Below are 17900 nucleotides of genomic sequence, written 5' to 3'. Positions count from 1 at the left end.
AAAGGCATCTTGCACGCCTTGATTAGCAGGATCTCAAATATTCGAGCCGTCGAAGATCCCTCGTCTCCGAACCTGCCTTCCAAGTGAAAAAGCCCGCCGATACGGGATTCTTGCCCTCAACAAACTGTCACACAGCTTGTCTATAACCCGCGCTACCGCGGACTTGCGCAAGACCACCGGTTCCGATCTTTCAAAAAGGAAATAGGGATTATGTCTAAACTTAAAAACTGCATTTCGGCTGCCGCAGCCGGTGTCATGAGCGTAGCGCTGGCCCTGCCTGCTGCTGCCGCTCCGGCCAAGTTCGATTTCTGGTTCGGCCTGTCCGGCGACCTGGAACGCGTCGTCCAGACGCTGTGCAAGAACTTCAATGATTCCCAGAAGGACTACGAGGTCTCTTGCGTCAGCCAGGGCAATTACGACGCGGCCCTGCAGAACACGATTGCCGCCTTCCGCGCCGGCAAGCAGCCGACCATCGTTCAGGTCTATGACGTCGGCACCGCCACGATGATGCTTTCCGGCGCCTATTATCCCGTCGGCAAGCTGATGTCGGAAAATAACTACAAGGTGAACTGGGACGATTATTTCCCCGGTATCGCCCGCTACTATGCCACCTCCAAGGGCGAGCTGCTCTCCTTCCCGTTCAACTCCTCCACCGCCCTGCTCTACTGGAACAAGGACGCCTTCGCTAAGATCGGCAAGACCGCCGCTCCGAAGACCTGGGAAGAGGCTGCCGAAGACATGAAGGCGCTGAAGGGCGCCGGCTACGATTGCCCGATGGCGATCAACATCTCCGGCAACGAAAGCTGGCAGCTGATGGAGCAGTTCTCCGCGATCCACGACCAGCCGGTTGCCACGAAGAACAACGGCTATGACGGCCTCGACGCCCGTCTGACGGTCAACAAGACCAAGTTTGTCAAATACGTAACGGACCTGAAGAGCTGGTACGATCAGGGCTTCGTCAAGATCAAGTCCAAGGAGCTCGGTCAGGACATGGTTCAGGCCTTCGCCTCCGGCGATTGCCAGATGATCATGACTTCGGTCGGCGACCACGGCACTGTCGGCAAGACGCAGAAGGCCGGCATGAACTGGGACGTCGCCGAACTCCCGGTCTACGCCGGCACCGAGCGCAAGAATTCGCTCGTCGGCGGCGCTTCGCTCTGGGTTCTCTCCGGCAAGTCTTCCGACGAATACAAGGGCGCTGCCGCGTTCCTGAACTTCATCGCCAAGCCCGAGACCGCCCTCTTCTGGTCGACCAACACCGGCTACATCCCGGTTACCAAGTCCGGCTTCGACTTCATGAAGTCCTCCGGCTTTTATGACAAGGCTCCCTTCAAGGGCCGTGAAGTCGCCATCGCCAGCCTGACCGCTTCGGAGCCGACCCCGATCACCCGCGGCGTTCGCCTTGGCAACTTCACGCAGATCCGCGCCGAATTCGGCAATCAGATGCAGGCCATCTTCGCCAACAAGGTCAGCGTCCAGGAAGGCATCGACAACCTCGTCAAGAACAGCGACGCCGTCCTCGATCGTTTCGAAGCCACCTACAAGGGCAAGCAGCTGCCGTAATCCGCACAGCTCATGACACGGCAGCGTCCGCCGGGGTTTCCCGGCGGACGTTCGTTATGAGAGCCAGCGGCGGCATCGGAGTCACAAGCCGGAAGAGACAATGGAAAAGCGTATAACTTTCAGCAAATGGAGCGTCGGCATCCTGTTCGCAGTGCCGCAGCTGCTCCTCATCTTCACCTTTTTCTATTGGCCGGCGGGTCAGGCGATCTTCTGGTCGCTGACGCTGCAGCAGCCCTGGGGCGGCGGCAACATCTGGGTCGGGCTCGATAACTTCAAATCCATCCTGGCCAATGCCGATTACTGGAACTCGGTCACGATCAGCATCATCTTCGCGGCGATCAGCACCGGTATCTCCATTGTGGTCGCACTGATCCTTGCCGCGCTGACCGACCGCCAGCTGCGCGGTTCGAAGTTCTACAGTGTCGTGCTGATCTGGCCCTACGGCATCGCCGCGCCGGCATCGGCGATGGCCTTCCGTTTCATCCTCGCGCCCGAAGCCGGCTTCATGTCCATCATCAATCGGTATTGGCCGGGATTCTGGGACCCGGGCCTCGACGGCACCGCTGCCATGGCCTCGATCATCGCCGCCTTCGCCTGGAAATATATAGGCTATAGCTTCATCTTCTTTCTTGCGGCCTTCCAGGCCATCCCACGCTCGCAGATCGAGGCCGCCGCCATGGATGGTTCCGGCGCGCTCCGGCGCTTCTGGGACATTCAGTTCCCATTGATCACGCCGACGATCTTTTTCCTGCTGGTCATCAACATCACCGAGAGCTTCCAGGATTCCTACGGCATCGTCGACATCATGACCTCAGGCGGCCCGCACAACTCGACCAACCTCATGGTCTACAAGATCGTCTTCGACGGCTTCAAGGGTCTCGACTATTCCGGTGCGGCGGCGCAGAGCATCATCCTGATGCTGCTGATCATCGTGCTTACCGTCTTCCAGTTCCGCTTCATCGAGAAGCGCGTGCACTACCGTTGAGGCTGACATGGTCGAGCGCACCCCCATCCTGAATTTCTTCACCCATCTGATCCTGTTTTTCGGCTTCCTCGTCGCCGTGGGGCCGCTGGCCATCGTGGCCATCGCCGCATCCCACAATCTCGCCGACGTCAACAAAGTGCCGATGTCATTGATCCCCGGATCGGATTTCTGGATCAACATGAAGACGGCCTGGACCACCGCCGATCTCGGCCCCAAACTCGTCAACAGCCTGATCTTTGCGGGGGGCGTTGCGGCGGGCAAGGTGATCATTTCGGCGCTCACCGCCTTTTCGCTCGTCTATTTCCGTTATCCCGGCCGCCACTTCATCTTCTGGCTGATCTTCGTAACGCTGATGCTGCCGCTCGAAGTGCGCATCGTGCCGACCTACGCGGTTGCCGCGAACGTCCTGTCGCCCTACCAGGGCCTTCTCGACATCACGGGCATCACCTGGCTCGTCCAGAAGGTGACGGGCGTTGAAATATCGCTGAACCTTGGGCTGCTCAATTCCTATCCCGGGCTGATCCTGCCGCTGATCGCGACGGCCACAGGCACGTTTCTCTATCGCCAGTTCTTCCTGACGATCCCGGACGAACTGACCGAGGCCGCACGCATGGACGGCGCGGGATCGCTGCGCTTCTTCATAGACATTCTGATACCCCTGTCGCGCACCAATATGGCCGCGCTCGGCACCATCATGTTCCTCTGGGCCTGGAACCAGTATTTGTGGCCGCTGCTCGTCACCACCGATCCGGCACACGCGACCGCAGTGACCGAGCTCAAGCAGCTCATCCCGAACGTGGGCGGGCTTCCCGAATGGCACATCGCGATGGCAGGCACGCTGATCGTCATGCTGCCCCCGCTTGCCGTCGTCGTGCTGATGCAGCGTTGGTTCGTTCGCGGCCTTATCGCCACGGAAAAGTGACCCCAATGCCTGCCGCGCCGCCTTTGCGCGCGCGGCTGGCTCCTCGCAATCGGGCAAAAAAGAGCCCGGAAGTCGGGAAAACTTCCGGGCTTACCTACTGAAAAGTTATGGTTGAAATCAGCTCGCCAGCACCTTGAGCGGCGTGACAGAGGCGACGGCATCCAGCCGCAGCCCGGTATCCTGGGCAAAGAGATGCGTATGCTGCTGCGGCAGCTCCAGAGCGACGGACTGGCCGGTCTGACCTGTCGTGTGATCGGCGACCGCAACGGCAAAGCTCGATCCGTTGATGTCGCAATGGATAACGCGGCCGGCACCGAGCTCCTCGACGAAATCGACTGTGGCCGGGATTGCGCCGGGCGTACCTGCCGGAACCAGCCGCGCATGTTCCGGCCGAATGCCGAGGGCAACCGGCTGTCCGGCGTGGCGCTTGCCGAGATTGGCATCGATGGCGATCGGAATGCCGTCGAAGTTGAATTGTTCGCCGTTGGCCGAGAAGGTGCCTTCCAGGAAGTTCATGGCCGGCGAGCCGATGAAGGAGCCGACGAAACGCGTGCGCGGCGTGTTGTAGACTTCGAGCGGCGTGCCGACCTGCTCGACATTGCCCTTGTACATGACGACCAGCTTGTCGGCGAGCGTCATGGCTTCGACCTGGTCATGCGTCACGAAGACGGACGTCGCCGACAGGCGCTTGTGCAGGCGGCGGATTTCGACGCGCATCTGGACGCGCAGCTTGGCATCGAGATTGGACAGCGGCTCGTCGAAAAGGAAGACCTTCGGCTCGCGGATGATGGCGCGGCCCATGGCGACACGCTGACGCTGGCCGCCGGAAAGCTCGGCCGGCTTGCGGGTGAGGTAATCCTCGAGGCCGACGATCCTGGCGGTTTCCCTGATGCGGCGGTCGCGCTCGGCGCGCGGCACGCCGGCAACCTTCAGCGCATAACCCATGTTGGCGGCGACATCCATGTGCGGATAAAGCGCATAATTCTGGAAGACCATGGCGCATCCGCGCTCGCGCGGCTCAAGCTGGTTGACCACCTTGCCGTCGATGACGATCTCGCCCGAGGAAATATCTTCCAGGCCGGCGATCATGCGCAGCAGCGTGGACTTGCCGCAGCCGGAAGGGCCGAGGATGACGACGAACTCGCCCGACCGGAAATTCAGGTCGACGCCATGGACGACCTGATTGCGTCCATAAGCCTTGCGAACTTGCTCGATCCGGATTTCCGCCATGTTAATCTTCCCGCCTGTCAATTCTGGGCCTGTCAATTCCAAGCCTCTCAATCGGGTGGACTGCTAGCGAATTTGCATTACAGAACAGTGACAAGCGCTCTTATATCACGAGATGCGCCCCGATTTCCTCACGAGAGTTGCGTGCGCAGTTCCTCGATGAAACGGGGGGTAGCGGAACCATTTCTCTAGTGGGCCGTATAATGGTTCCGGCGGCGGCAAAACCCATGAACTCCTGGAGAACGGACGAACAGCAAGGGCCATGACGACATCGAAGAACGAGCCGAACCCTGTCCTGCTGTGGTTTCGCAAGGATTTGCGCCTCGACGACAATCACGCTTTGCATGCGGCCGCGACATCGGGCCGCCCGGTCATTTCCGCCTATATTCGCGAGCCGGACGCGAGTGGGTGCGGGCCGCTGGGCGCGGCGCAGCAATGGTGGCTGCATCATTCGCTGGCCGCGCTGCAGAAGGCCCTTGCAGCGCTCGGCGGCAAGCTCATCCTTCGGCAGGGCGATGCGTTGACGGCGCTCGAAAGGCTTCTGGCGGACACGGGTGCCGAGGCTGTCGTGTGGAATCGCCGCTACGATCCCGCCGGCATAGCCGCAGACACCCGGGTCAAGGCGGCGCTGCGGGACAAGGGCATCGAGGCCAACAGCTTTGCGGGCCAGCTGCTGCATGAGCCGACGCGTCTGCGCACGGGCAACGGCAATCACTACAAGACCTATACGCCCTTCTGGCGCGCGTTCGAACAATCCGGCGAGCCGCCGTTTCCGATCGACGCGCCAGAAAAGCTCCTCGCTCCACGGCATTGGCCGCAATCGGAACAACTCGACTCCTGGTCGCTGCTTCCGTCAAAGCCGAACTGGGCATCAGCCTTCCCGCAGATGTGGACGCCGGGCGAGACCGCGGCGCACGAAAAGCTGGAGGATTTCATCGACGACGCGATCGGCGGGTATGCGGTCGATCGCGACTTTCCGGGCAAGCCGGCAACCTCGCTGCTCTCGCCGCATCTGGCGCTCGGAGAAATCTCGCCCGCCCGCATATGGCATGCGACCCGTGGGCTGGCCGGCAAGATTCCCACGGACAATATCGTTCGCTTCCGCAAGGAGCTCGCCTGGCGGGAATTCTGCTATCACCAGCTCTTCCACTTCCCGAAACTCCAGACTGCAAACTGGAACGATCGATACGACGATTTTCCCTGGCATGCGGATGCCGGGCTTTTCGACAGCTGGCGCCGGGGACAAACGGGGTATCCGATCGTCGATGCCGGCATGCGGCAGCTGCGGCGGCATGGCTGGATGCATAACCGCGTCCGCATGATTACCGCCTCATTCCTGATCAAGGATCTGCTGCTCGACTGGCGCGAGGGCGAGGCATGGTTTCGCGATACGCTTGTCGATGCCGATCCGGGGGCCAATGCGGCAAACTGGCAGTGGGTTGCAGGGTCCGGCGCGGATGCCTCGCCCTTCTTCCGCATCTTCAATCCGGTGCTGCAGGGCGAGAAATTCGATCCGGACGGCGTCTATGTCAGGACATTCGTGCCGGAGCTGGCCAGCCTCGACAACAAATATATCCACCGCCCCTTCGAAGCGCCTGAAGATGTGTTGAGGCGCGCAGGCGTCGAACTTGGCAGGCACTATCCCCGGCCGATCGTCGATCACGCCGTTGCGCGGCAGCGCGCGCTCGATGCGCACGCATCGTTGAAAAGCGACCGCTAGATTGGTTCCGCGTTTTACGGAAGCACACTATCTCCTCAGTTTTATGCAGTTCCGGACGGAAAACCGCTGCATAGTTTTCCTGGAGTTGCGTCAGTCGCTACTCGGCCGGATGCGGCGTCACGCGCGGACGGACGGACTGGCGTTTGTGGCCGCCCCCGAGACAATATCCAAGCACGCGGAAATAGAGGCTGTAGGGCAGAAACTTCAAAAGCTTTGCCCGATAGACCAGTCCTTTCGGGAAGCTGATGTCGAAGACGTGCGATTTCAATCCGGCGGCGATCGCATCCGCTGCCTGCTGCGCCGATACGATATCAGGCATTTCGAACTTGTTCTGCGCCGTCAGCGGCGTCTTCACATAGCCGGGCGTGACGAGCTGGATACGGATACCCATGCGGTCGAGCTCGAAATTCAGGCTTTCGGCCATGTTGATCAGCGCGGCCTTGCTGGCTCCGTAGGCGGCGCCACCCGGCAGGCCGCCATAACCGGCCACGGAAGACACCAAGGCGATCTGGCCATATCCCCTGGCCCGCATATGACGCACCGCTGGAACGAGGCAGTTGACGACGCCATGAAGATTGACGGCGAAACTGCGCTCGAACACGTCATGATTGAGGTCTTCGCCGCGCGCAGGCAAATAGACGCCTGCATTCAGAACGGCCAGGGCGACGGGGCCATGCTGATATTCGATTGCGGCAACGGTGTGCTCCATATCCTCCGCATCGGTCACATCGCCATCGAGCACGACGATACTGCCGGCAAGCGCGCTGGCTTCGGCCTGCAAGGCCAGGAGCTTTTCGTGGCTGCGGGCCGTGACGGCCACCTTGTAGCCTTCTTCCGCCAGCTTCAGCGCGAGCGCTCGACCGATGCCGGAACTGGCGCCGGTGATCCAGACGACTCCGTGTTCAGGGCGTGCGACGAACGGGCTCATGGCTCTTCTCCTTGGCTGATGGCCGCCTACATCAACACTCAATCGCAGCCATCCGTGGCATTTCAGAAATAGCGTAGCATTGTGGCCGCTTTCGGCCGGCTTGGCGTCCAGACGTGGAAAACAATGTCACCAGCCGGAGACCGACGTGCAGCATGTGAAGACTTCGGCCATCGAATGCCGTCAGGTCGAATTTTGCGGCACGAAGAGATAGCAAGGAACAGAATTTCTTGCCTATGCCGCCTTGTGAAGGGAAAAGACCGTTCTTACAGTAGTTGCGAACAGAAGGCAGATTCCATGACCGTCCATCCCTCCGTCCTAGAAGCAATTGGCAATACGCCGTTGATCAAGCTCAAGGGCGTCTCCGAGGCGACGGGCTCGACCATTCTAGGCAAGGCCGAGTTTTTGAATCCGGGCCAATCGGTCAAGGATCGCGCCGCGCTCTACATCATTCGCGACGCCGAGAAAAAGGGACTGCTGAAACCCGGCGGCGTGATCGTCGAGGGCACGGCCGGCAACACCGGCATCGGCCTGACGCTGGTCGCCAAGGCGCTCGGCTATCGCACGGTCATCGTCATTCCGGAAACCCAGAGCCAGGAAAAGAAGGATGCGCTGAAGCTCCTCGGCGCCGAGCTCGTGGAGGTTCCCGCCGTTCCCTACAAGAACCCGAACAACTACGTGAAGGTATCGGGACGCCTTGCCGAACAGCTGGCGAGGACGGAACCGAACGGCGCGATCTGGGCCAACCAGTTCGACAACGTCGCCAACCGGCAGGCGCATATCGAGACGACCGCCAAGGAAATCTGGACCGACACGTCAGGAAAGATCGACGGATTCATCTGCTCGGTCGGTTCCGGCGGCACGCTGGCGGGCGTCGCCATGGGCCTGCATGCCTTCAACAAGGACATCAAGATCGGCATTGCCGATCCGGAAGGGGCTGCGCTCTACGAGTTCTACAAGAATGGCGAACTGAAGTCGTCCGGTTCCTCGATAACGGAGGGCATCGGCCAGGGACGCATCACCGCAAATCTGGAAGGCTTTACGCCCGATTTCTCCTACCAGATCCCAGATGCCGAGGCGCTTCCCTATGTCTTCGATCTGGTCGAGCACGAGGGCCTTTGCCTCGGCGGCTCGACGGCCATCAATATCGCCGGCGCCGTTCGCCTCGCCCGGGATCTCGGTCCCGGCCATACGATCGTGACCATCCTTTGCGATTATGGCAATCGCTATCAATCCAAGCTCTTCAATCCCGACTTCCTGAAATCGAAGGGTCTGCCGCTGCCGGCCTATCTCGAAAAACGGGCGGATATTGCCGTTCCCTACGAAACAACAGCGTGATCTCATGACCGTCAATGCCCTCTATCGTGACGATTTCTATCTCTCGACCGCGGAAGCTGTCGTAACCGCAATCCACGAAGACGGGGGCATCGAGCTCGATCAGACCTGTTTCTACGCCACTTCGGGCGGCCAGCCCGGCGATACCGGCTTCCTGGAGCGCGGCGACGGCTCCAGGATCGCGCTCGGCCAGACGAAGCACGGACCGATCAAGGACATCATCATCCATGTGCCGCTCGAGGATCAGCCGCTGCCGATCGTCGGCGAGAAGCTAGTGCTGCATGTGGACTGGGCGCGGCGCTACAAGCTGATGCGCATGCATACGGCCTGCCACCTTCTCTCCGTGGTCTGCCCCTACCCGATCACCGGCGCTGCCGTCGGCGAGGACGAAAGCCGGGTCGATTTCGACATGAGCGAAACGATCGACAAGGACGAGGTAACGGCGAAAATGATGGCGCTCGTCAACGAGAACCATCCCATCTTCGTCCGCTGGATCACGGACGAGGAACTGATCGCCAATCCCGGCATCGTCAAATCCAAGAACGTGCGCCCGCCGATGGGCCTCGGGCGGGTGAGCCTCGTCTGCATCGGCGAGGATTCGGCCATCGACAGCCAGCCCTGCGGCGGCACGCATGTCTCGGAGACCCAGGAAGTGGGGGCGATCCACATCGCCAAGATCGAGAAGAAGGGCAAGGAAAACCGCCGCTTTCGCATTCGCTTCGGCACGCCGGCCGACGAGAACTGACCGGGCAAGCGCCTATATCCCGATAGCAAGACCAATAAATCACAGCAGGGAGAGATCATCATGGCAGCGGACAAGAGCCGTTTCGTCGTATCCGCCGAGTGGCTGCAGAGCCAGCTGGGCGCCAAGGACCTGCGCATTCTCGACGCATCCTTCTATCTGCCGGCACAGAAGCGCAATGCCGACGCCGAATATTCCGGCGGCCATATTCCCGGTGCAATCCGCTTCGATCAGGACAAGATATCGGATCATTCGACCGACCTGCCGCACATGGTTCCCTCCGCCGAATTCTTCGCCTCCGAGGTCGGCAAGCTCGGCATCGGCGAGACCGACCGTATCGTCATCTACGATGGTCCGGGCATGTTTGCCTCCCCACGCGTCTGGTGGCTGTTCCACATCGTCATGGGTGCGCCGAACGTCTTCGTGCTCGATGGCGGCCTGGATGGCTGGAAGGCCGAGGGTCGGCCGCTGGAGACGGCGTTGCCGGCCTTCGAACCCGCGACCTTCAAGCCCAAGTTCAACGGCAGCCGCGTCGTTTCACTCGACGAGATGCGTGCGATCGTAGACTCCGGTTCCCTGCAGATCGCCGATGCGCGCAGCGCCGGGCGCTTCGCAGCCGCTGAGCCGGAACCGCGCGAGGGCATGCGCTCGGGCCATATGCCGGGAGCGAGAAATCTCCCGTCGGGCGTATTCGCCACGAACGGCAGGTTCAAATCGCTGCCGGAACTGCGCGAGACGATCGAGAAGGCCGGGATCGATCTCGACAAGCCTGTCGTAACGACCTGCGGCTCCGGCATTACCGCCGCGATCATCACGCTGGCGCTCGAATCCCTCGGCCATGGCAACAACAGGCTCTATGACGGCTCATGGTCGGAATGGGGCAGCCGGGCGGATACGCCGATCGTCACCGGTAAAGACTGAGCGCCGCGACCGTGAAAGCACCCTCCTCCATCAAGGTCCATATCACCCGCCTGGAAATGACCGCGCCGCCGAAGGCAAGCCTGTCGGTGCCGGTCAATATCCAGACGGCGATCATGCGCGCGCCGGGCATTCCGCTGCCCTTCTATCGCTATCTCTACCGTCAGGTCGGGGCTCGCTGGCACTGGGTCGACCGGCTTCGCCTCTCCGACGAAGAACTGGCGGCAGTTCTTCACGACCAGCGCAACGACATCAGCGTGCTTTACGTCAACGGCGCCCCCGCCGGTTTCTTCGAATATTTCCGTCAGGATGAAGAGACGATCGAGCTCAGCCATTTCGGCCTCATCGAACACGCGCTCGGCCTCGGCATCGGCAAATGGTTCCTGTTGCAGGCGCTCTACGCCATATGGACGCTGAACCCGCAGCGGATCGCGACGACAACGAACAACCTCGATCATCCGCGGGCGTTGCAGCTTTACCAGATGTTCGGCTTCTCGCCGATTTCGACGGGAGAAGGCATCGTCAGGCCGCTGAGCGACAAGGAACTGCTCGAACTGGCGAAACGAGGCTCGAACCTTTAAGCCGGCAATTGGCCGATGCCGCCGCGCATGGGTTGCGGAGCGCAGAATCGAGACAGCAGGAATCGGGTGGTTTCCGGCCCCGCGCGGGCGCATCCATGGCAAATCTCGAAAGGAGTTTGCCATGCCTTCCATCGCTTTTGCCGCCATGCCCACACTCGACGCCGAGATCCTCTGGAACGGTGGCGCGGATGCCTATGGCCGCCAGCCGGAGACCATGATTTCAGATGGTCCGGGCCACCCCTGCCGCCATTGCCTGCGCAATATCGATGCCGGCGAGGAACTGCTCGTCTTCGCCTATCGGCCCTTCCCGGCATTGCAACCCTATGCGGAGACCGGCCCGATCTTCCTGCACAAGACACCATGCAAGCGCTACGAGGCGGAAGAGATTCTTCCGCCCGTGCTGGCGTCCAGCAAGGATTTCATCGTACGCGGCTATGGGAAGAACGACCGCATCGTCTACGGAACCGGAGCGGTAACGCCGATCGAAGACATCCCCGCTTATGCGGCATCGCTGCTCGAACGCCCCGATATCGCTTATGTCCACGTCCGCTCGGCGCGCAACAACTGTTATCAGTGCCGGATCGACAAGGTCGGGGCGCCGGCATATGCGGATGCCAGCGCCTTCATCTGATCGAAGTCAGGCGACGTTCAGGACGCTCTCCGGCGCAATGGCCTCATAGCCGAGCGCTTCGGCCACCGGCTTGTTGGTCACGCGGCCCTTGTGGACGTTGAGGCCATTGCGGAGATGCTTGTCTTCCGCGATGGCGCGCAGGCCGCGATCGGCCAAGGCCAGGCCATGGTAGATGGTCGCGTTGTTGAGGGCATGTGCCGAGGTGACGGGAACCGCACCCGGCATATTGGCGACGCAGTAATGCACGACGCCTTCCACCACATAGGTAGGGTCCGAATGCGTGGTCGCATGCGAGGTTTCGAAGCAGCCGCCCTGATCGATGGCGACGTCGACAATGACCGAGCCCTTCTTCATGCCGGACAGCATCTCATGCGTGACGAGTTTCGGTGCGGCAGCGCCGGGGATCAGTACGGCGCCGATGACCAGATCGGCTGAGAAGACTTCTTCTTCCAGCGCCTGAATGCTGGAATAGCGGGTATGGACGCGGCCGTTGAAGATATCGTCCAGCTGGCGCAGACGCGGCAAGGAGCGGTCGAGGATGCTGACGTCGGCGCCGAGGCCGGCCGCCATCTTGGCCGCATGCAGGCCGACGACACCACCGCCGATGATCGTCACCTTGGCAGGCAGTACGCCCGGCACGCCGCCGAGCAGGATGCCGAGGCCCCCATTGGCCTTCTGCAGGGCCGTCGCTCCCGCCTGGATGGACAGGCGACCGGCAACCTCGGACATAGGCGCAAGCAGCGGCAGGCCGCCGCGCTCGTCGGTCACGGTCTCGTAGGCGACGGCGGTCACGCCGGAGGCGAGCAGGCCCTTGGTCTGCTCCGGGTCGGGCGCGAGGTGCAGATAGGTGTAGAGAAGCTGGCCTTCACGAAGCTGCGCCCATTCGGAGGGCTGCGGCTCCTTGACCTTCACGATCATGTCGCACTTCTCGAAAATATCCTTGGCGCTCGCGGCGATCTTCGCTCCGGCGGCGATGTAGGCATGATCGTCGGCGCCGATGCCCGCGCCGGCCTTCGTTTCCACCCAGACCTCGTGGCCATGGGCGACATATTCACGAACGGATGCCGGCGTCAGGCCGACGCGATATTCGTGATTCTTGATTTCCTTGGGACAACCAACGCGCATTTCACTCCTCCTCGAATGCTTGTTCATCTGCATTCTCTCCGGGTGAAATCAGATCACCTCCGCCCCGCAATGTCCTTGCAAAGACAATTTGCGCTGCAGTCATTTTTCGTGATTTATTGCGCAAACAGGAGTTTTTTCGAAAGTTCTTCGAATGTCCGACCTTGACGCCATAGATCATTCGATTCTGCGGATGCTGCAGCAGAATGCGAGGATCACCAATGCCGAGCTGGCCGAAAAGGTCGGCCTTTCGCCCTCGGCCTGCTCCCGCCGGCTCGATATCCTGGAAAAGAGCGGCGTCATCGACGGCTATCACGCGCATCTTTCGCATAAGGCGCTGGCCTATAAGATGATCGCCATCGTCCATATCTCGCTGTCCGGCCAGTTCGCCAAGACACTGTCCGAGTTCGAAACGGCGGTGAAGCGCTGTCCGAACGTGCTGGGCTGCTACCTTATGTCGGGCGAATACGACTACATATTGCGCGTCGCCGCGCGGGATCTGGAGGATTACGAGCGCATCCATCGCGACTGGCTATCGGCCCTGCCCCATGTCGTGAAAATCAATTCCAGCTTTGCGCTTCGCGAGATCATCGAGCGGCCGAATGTCGGGCTGTGAGGATTTTCAGCGCAGGTCCAAAAGCAACACGCGATGATCCGACACTTCAGGCTCGGCGACAGGGTCGAAGCGGACGACCTCGACATTCGGCGACACCAGCATGTAATCGGCAAAACGGGGGTGCTTTCCATAATGAGACGTGCGCGTGTCATTATATCCCCGTGAGGTGACAAGATCGACAAGCCCGAGGCTGCCGAGGATTTCGAACGTCTCGCTATCGGGCAATATATTGAAATCGCCGCAGACGACCAGCCGGTCGCCGTCCTGCTTCACCTGGCGGATGAGTTCGACAAGCGCATTTGCCTGATGGCGGCGTGCGGGCGTATCGCCTTTGCCGTCCAGATCGCGCAGGCCATGCATGTGGGCGATGGTGACGGCATAGCCGTGTCGATAATCGAACAGACGGATGCAATGCGCGTTGCGCGAGCGCGGATGCGGCCCGTAGCCATCGGCAGAGAATCCACCATGAACAAAGCCGGCCGCCTGACCGAGGACAGGACAGGTCCTGCGCACGAAAGTCGCCAATCCGAATTCGGAATCGAACCGCCGGTCGCCATCGAAAAGATCGCCCCGCGCGACCGGAAGAAAGAAGGCATCGTAAGCCGGCAAAGCAGCCTTCAGTTCCTCGTAAAGATTGGCGCGCTGCGCAAGCTCGACGCCATGATCGCGATAAACCAGCCATTCCGATCCAGCATCATGGGTGCGAACAACCTCCTGCAGGCACAGAACATCCGCATCGACATCGACGAGATAGGGCATCAGCGGCTCGTGCAGGCGGCCACCCCACGCATTCAGCGAAACGATACGCAAAGTTCCTGCCCCCTCATCCTCTCGCCCCCCGGCAGTCATCGGCAGCGGCTAGCCGCTCGGTGCCGGACCATCCACAGGCCGGCCATATGAATTCGGTATCGATTCGATACGGCCGGATACAATTTTAGCGATCATCCTAAGCATCTCTCAATGCACATCCGATATCCAGTAACGGAAACACATGCGCGAGCCGGGATACCATCATGCAGCTATCTTCGAAATCTCTCGTCCAAGGCAATCTGAAAATCAAGACGCGCGGTTCTTCGCGCCATCATGCCCGGCTTATGGGCCAGGTTCGCTATTTCACCAAGCTCGTCGCCGGGCGCGTCGTCGATATCTCCACCAATGGCATCGCTCTCGATCTTCAGGCGCCACTTTATGCCGCCGCGGGCAGCAAGGTGCGCGTGGAATGCGACGATATCGGCCTATTGGATGGCTTCGTGCGCTGGGCCCATAACGGCCGCATCGGCATCGAATTCGACCGTTCGTCCAATGCATCGGCGAAAGTCGCATCCTATTTCCGCTTTTTCCACAAGGACATAAAGCCGGTTCTCAAACGCTGATCGATTGCCGGCGCCTGCCGCCTCGATCCACAATAAGCCTGTCACATTCCTGGTGCACACCTTCAAAAATCGTCCTACTCTCCCTCTCCCGAGAGATGATCGACGGACTATAGCCCCATCGTTGAAGGAGTGTTTCATGTCTTCCATTCTGGATTTGCCCAGCATGTCGCGCCGTTCCCTGCTGCAAGGCCTGAGCGCCACTGCGGCGCTGATCGTGCTGCATCCCTTTGCCGTCCGCGCCGCCGGCAATCAGGCGCATCTGCGCCTCATGGAAACGACCGACATTCACGTCAACGTCTTCCCCTACGACTATTATGCCGACAAGCCGAACGACACGATGGGCCTGACGCGCACCGCGACGATCATCGACAATATCCGCGCCGAAGCCACCAACTCGCTGCTGATCGACAATGGCGACGTGCTGCAGGGAAATCCGATGGGCGACTACATGGCCTATCAGCACGGCATGAAGGACGGCGACGTTCACCCGGTCATCAAGGCGATGAACACGCTCGGCTATTCGGTGGGCACGCTCGGAAACCACGAGTTCAACTACGGCCTCGACTTCATGTTCAAGGTCCTGGCAGGTGCGAACTTCCCCTTTGTCTGCGCCAACCTGACCAAGGGCCAGCTGGCATCAGACCCGACAAAGGACGATCTGTTCTTCAAGCCCTACCTGATCCTCGAAAAGACGATCAAGGACGGCGCCGGCAATGAAAGCCCGATCAAGATCGGCTTCATCGGTTTCGTGCCGCCGCAGATCATGCTCTGGGACATCAAGAACCTCGAAGGCAAGGCGCAGACGCGCGATATCGTCGAAGCCGCCAAGGCCTGGGTTCCGGTCATGAAGGCCGAGGGCGCCGATATCGTCATCGCGCTCTCGCATTCCGGCATCGACGGCAGCGGCCCGGCCGACAAGATGGAAAACGCCTCGCTCTACGTCGCCGCCGTCGACGGCATCGATGCCGTCTTTACCGGCCACCAGCATCTCGTCTTCCCCGGCCCCAAGACCTGGGACGGCATCAAGGACGCAGATCCGGTCAAGGGCACCCTGCACGGCAAGCCCGCCGTCATGGCCGGCTTCTGGGGCTCGCATCTCGGCCTGATCGACCTGTTGCTGGAAAAGGACGGCAAGAGCTGGAAGATCGTCGATTTCACCTCCGAGGCGCGGCCGATCTACCACCGCGACGACAAGAAGAAGGTCATCGCCGATGTCGCCGACAAGAAGGAAGTGGCGGAAGCCGCCAAGGCCGAGCATGAGGCGACGCTCGCCTATGTCCGCACGCCTGTCGGCAAGACGTCTGCACCGCTCTATTCCTATTTCGCGCTGGTCGCCGACGATCCGTCGGTGCAAATCGTCAGCCAGGCGCAAACCTGGTACATCAAGGACATGCTGAAGGAAACGCAGTACAAGGACCTGCCGGTTCTTTCGGCTGCGGCACCCTTCAAATGCGGCGGGCGCAACGGCGCCGATTACTATACGGACGTTCCCGCCGGCAATATCGCCATCAAGAACGTCGCCGACCTCTACCTCTATCCGAACACCGTGCAGGCGGTCGTCATCAACGGCGCGCAGGTCAAGAACTGGCTGGAAATGTCGGCGGCGATGTTCAATCAGGTGCAGCCCGGCGCCAAGGATGCCGACCTTATCAACAACAGCTTCCCATCCTACAATTTCGACGTCATCGACGGCGTTACCTACCAGATCGACGTCTCGCAGCCGCGCCGCTTCGGCGATGACGGCAAGGTTTTGAATGCCGATGCAAACCGCATCCAGAACCTGCAGTTTAACGGCAAGCCGATCGATCCCGCGCAGAAGTTCCTTGTCGTCAGCAACAATTACCGCGCTGGCGGCGGCGGAAATTTCCCGGAAATCGGTGCCGACAAGGTCGTCTACCAGGCACCCGACACCAACCGCGACGTCATCGTGCGCTATGTCCACGATCAGGGCACGATCAATCCGACCGCCGACGGCAACTGGACGTTCAAACCGCTGCCGGGCACGACCGTCCTCTTCCAGAGCGCGCCGAAGGCCAAGGATTTCCTCGATCAGGTCAAGAGCGTGAAGATCGAGGATGCCGGCGAAGGCACCGACGGTTTCCACAACTACCGGCTCGTCCTGTAGCCGCGACCGCAATCGTCCTCTCCTCGCTTCGGGGAGAGGACTTCTTCATTCGGCAGCCAGCCGTTTGTCGCTAGGCTGGAATATTTCGACGGCCGCCTTGAAGTCTTCCTGATTGGGGCATCGCGAGAGACGCGAGCGGAAAGCCTCGATCATCCAGGCGGCGGCGGGGCCGGGAGGATTGTCGACCTTCCGCACCGCATAGAGCGGATATTCGCTCTGGTCGTACGCGTCGAGATCCAAAGGCACCAGCCGCCCCTTCTGCAAGTCCTCCATGATGAACGAGGCCGGCAGCCCTCCCCAGCCAAGGCCACCGCGGATCAGCTGATGCTTGGTGGCTATATCGCTGACGCGCCAGGTCTTATAGGACAGGACGTTGAAATCCTTGCCGTTCGTCAGACTGGAGGCATCGGTGACGACGAGCTGAACTTCCTCGCGCACATCCGCAAGCGTCAACGGCCTTCCCATCCGGGCAAGCGGATGGGTGGGCGTGGCAACCGGCATCATGAAGGAATGACCGATTCGCTCGATGAGCAAGGCGTCGTCCTGCTTCACTACGGAGCCGCCGATGCCGATCGTCGACTTGCCGCTGGAGACAAGCTCCATCATCGTGCCGAGTTCGCCGGTATCGAGTCGCAGCGAAACATAGGGAAAGCGATCGCGAAACTCGCGCAGCACATCGACGGTGGCGTGGACCGGCACCATGACGCTGATCGCGACGGCGACCTCCGCCTCAAGCCCGGTCTTCAGCCCTTTGACCCTGGCGCGCATCACCTGCAGGTCGGCAAGAATGCGGCGTGCATCCTCCAGCATCACCCTGCCCGCATCCGTCAGTTTCGGCTGGCGCGAGCCCGAGCGCTCGAAGAGCGGCATTTCGAGCTGCGCCTCCAGATTGGCGATCGTATAGCTGATGACCGATTGGGCGCGGTTGAGCGCACGCGATGCGGCGGAAAAACTGCCTGACTCGGCAACGGTCAGAAAAACCTGAAGCTGGTCGAGGGTGGGGTTGGGGAGCATCTGCCATCCATTCTATCGATAGTTATAATCCATATTATCACAGTTTTTCTCGATAGTACCGAGGACTTATCTAGTGAACCGAACGGGATCGGATTCTCCCA

At 60.7% G+C, this 17900-nt stretch carries 17 protein-coding genes; 12 read left to right on the top strand and 5 right to left on the bottom strand.

The genetic code is table 11. The annotated features are described in order from the left end of the window. Positions 1 to 210 precede the first annotated feature (210 nt). The 3 genes from ACJJVH_RS05460 (at position 211) to ACJJVH_RS05450 (ending at position 3470) form a co-directional block, all read left to right on the top strand. The gene (locus tag ACJJVH_RS05460; RefSeq protein ID WP_112795636.1) at positions 211 to 1563 is read left to right on the top strand and encodes an extracellular solute-binding protein; all 1353 of its coding nucleotides are present in this window, start codon (positions 211 to 213) and stop codon (positions 1561 to 1563) included. 100 nt (positions 1564 to 1663) lie between these two features. Continuing rightward, the gene (locus ACJJVH_RS05455) at positions 1664 to 2548 is read left to right on the top strand and encodes an ABC transporter permease subunit (RefSeq protein WP_113357926.1); all 885 of its coding nucleotides are present in this window, start codon (positions 1664 to 1666) and stop codon (positions 2546 to 2548) included. 7 nt (positions 2549 to 2555) lie between these two features. Then, a complete protein-coding gene (locus ACJJVH_RS05450; RefSeq protein WP_113357925.1) occupies positions 2556 to 3470 on the top strand; it encodes an ABC transporter permease subunit in 915 nt (304 codons plus the stop codon). Positions 3471 to 3587: 117 nt separating this feature from the next. Here ACJJVH_RS05450 and ACJJVH_RS05445 read toward each other — a convergent pair whose 3' ends face one another. Further along, positions 3588 to 4700, bottom strand: a complete 1113-nt coding sequence (locus ACJJVH_RS05445) for a sn-glycerol-3-phosphate import ATP-binding protein UgpC (protein ID WP_113357924.1) — start codon at positions 4698 to 4700, stop codon at positions 3588 to 3590. Between the two features lie 259 nt (positions 4701 to 4959). Between ACJJVH_RS05445 and ACJJVH_RS05440 the strand changes: the two genes are divergently transcribed. Next, a complete protein-coding gene (locus ACJJVH_RS05440) occupies positions 4960 to 6417 on the top strand; it encodes a cryptochrome/photolyase family protein (protein WP_412064868.1) in 1458 nt (485 codons plus the stop codon). A 97-nt stretch (positions 6418 to 6514) separates the two neighbouring features. Here the strand turns inward: ACJJVH_RS05440 and ACJJVH_RS05435 are convergent, their stop codons facing one another. Next, the gene (locus tag ACJJVH_RS05435; RefSeq protein ID WP_112795643.1) at positions 6515 to 7345 is read right to left on the bottom strand and encodes an SDR family NAD(P)-dependent oxidoreductase; all 831 of its coding nucleotides are present in this window, start codon (positions 7343 to 7345) and stop codon (positions 6515 to 6517) included. A 294-nt stretch (positions 7346 to 7639) separates the two neighbouring features. On the opposite strand from ACJJVH_RS05435, the gene ACJJVH_RS05430 reads away from it, so the two are divergent. From ACJJVH_RS05430 to ACJJVH_RS05410, 5 genes are all read left to right on the top strand, one after another. Continuing rightward, a complete protein-coding gene (locus tag ACJJVH_RS05430; RefSeq protein WP_112795645.1) occupies positions 7640 to 8680 on the top strand; it encodes a cysteine synthase A in 1041 nt (346 codons plus the stop codon). A 4-nt stretch (positions 8681 to 8684) separates the two neighbouring features. Beyond that, entirely contained in the window at positions 8685 to 9422 is a 738-nt protein-coding gene (locus ACJJVH_RS05425) for an alanyl-tRNA editing protein (RefSeq protein WP_113383549.1), read from the top strand. A gap of 60 nt (positions 9423 to 9482) precedes the next feature. Further along, a complete protein-coding gene (gene sseA, locus ACJJVH_RS05420) occupies positions 9483 to 10340 on the top strand; it encodes a 3-mercaptopyruvate sulfurtransferase (protein WP_112795649.1) in 858 nt (285 codons plus the stop codon). 56 nt (positions 10341 to 10396) lie between these two features. Beyond that, entirely contained in the window at positions 10397 to 10918 is a 522-nt protein-coding gene (locus tag ACJJVH_RS05415; protein WP_112796101.1) for a GNAT family N-acetyltransferase, read from the top strand. 121 nt (positions 10919 to 11039) lie between these two features. Beyond that, positions 11040 to 11549, top strand: coding sequence for a DUF1203 domain-containing protein (locus ACJJVH_RS05410; protein WP_112795651.1), 510 nt, complete (start codon positions 11040 to 11042; stop codon positions 11547 to 11549). 6 nt (positions 11550 to 11555) lie between these two features. On the opposite strand, the gene ald is transcribed toward ACJJVH_RS05410, so the two are convergent. Further along, the gene (gene ald / locus ACJJVH_RS05405; RefSeq protein WP_112795653.1) at positions 11556 to 12674 is read right to left on the bottom strand and encodes an alanine dehydrogenase; all 1119 of its coding nucleotides are present in this window, start codon (positions 12672 to 12674) and stop codon (positions 11556 to 11558) included. A gap of 151 nt (positions 12675 to 12825) precedes the next feature. On the opposite strand from ald, the gene ACJJVH_RS05400 reads away from it, so the two are divergent. Beyond that, a complete protein-coding gene (locus ACJJVH_RS05400; protein ID WP_112795655.1) occupies positions 12826 to 13287 on the top strand; it encodes an Lrp/AsnC family transcriptional regulator in 462 nt (153 codons plus the stop codon). A gap of 6 nt (positions 13288 to 13293) precedes the next feature. On the opposite strand, the gene ACJJVH_RS05395 is transcribed toward ACJJVH_RS05400, so the two are convergent. Then, the gene (locus ACJJVH_RS05395; RefSeq protein ID WP_412064867.1) at positions 13294 to 14097 is read right to left on the bottom strand and encodes an endonuclease/exonuclease/phosphatase family protein; all 804 of its coding nucleotides are present in this window, start codon (positions 14095 to 14097) and stop codon (positions 13294 to 13296) included. A gap of 203 nt (positions 14098 to 14300) precedes the next feature. Between ACJJVH_RS05395 and ACJJVH_RS05390 the strand changes: the two genes are divergently transcribed. Together ACJJVH_RS05390 and ACJJVH_RS05385 are read left to right on the top strand one after the other, a co-directional pair. Continuing rightward, the gene (locus tag ACJJVH_RS05390) at positions 14301 to 14660 is read left to right on the top strand and encodes a PilZ domain-containing protein (protein WP_113372538.1); all 360 of its coding nucleotides are present in this window, start codon (positions 14301 to 14303) and stop codon (positions 14658 to 14660) included. Between the two features lie 136 nt (positions 14661 to 14796). Further along, complete coding sequence (locus ACJJVH_RS05385) at positions 14797 to 16785, top strand: bifunctional 2',3'-cyclic-nucleotide 2'-phosphodiesterase/3'-nucleotidase (protein ID WP_412064866.1); 1989 nt, start codon at positions 14797 to 14799, stop codon at positions 16783 to 16785. Positions 16786 to 16830: 45 nt separating this feature from the next. Here the strand turns inward: ACJJVH_RS05385 and ACJJVH_RS05380 are convergent, their stop codons facing one another. Further along, entirely contained in the window at positions 16831 to 17799 is a 969-nt protein-coding gene (locus ACJJVH_RS05380; RefSeq protein ID WP_112795663.1) for a LysR family transcriptional regulator, read from the bottom strand. Positions 17800 to 17900: the final 101 nt, after the last annotated feature.

This window comes from Rhizobium sp. SYY.PMSO (assembly GCF_046840415.1).
Lineage (GTDB): Bacteria > Pseudomonadota > Alphaproteobacteria > Rhizobiales > Rhizobiaceae > Rhizobium.
This window is presented reverse-complemented; position numbering and strand designations above follow the sequence as displayed.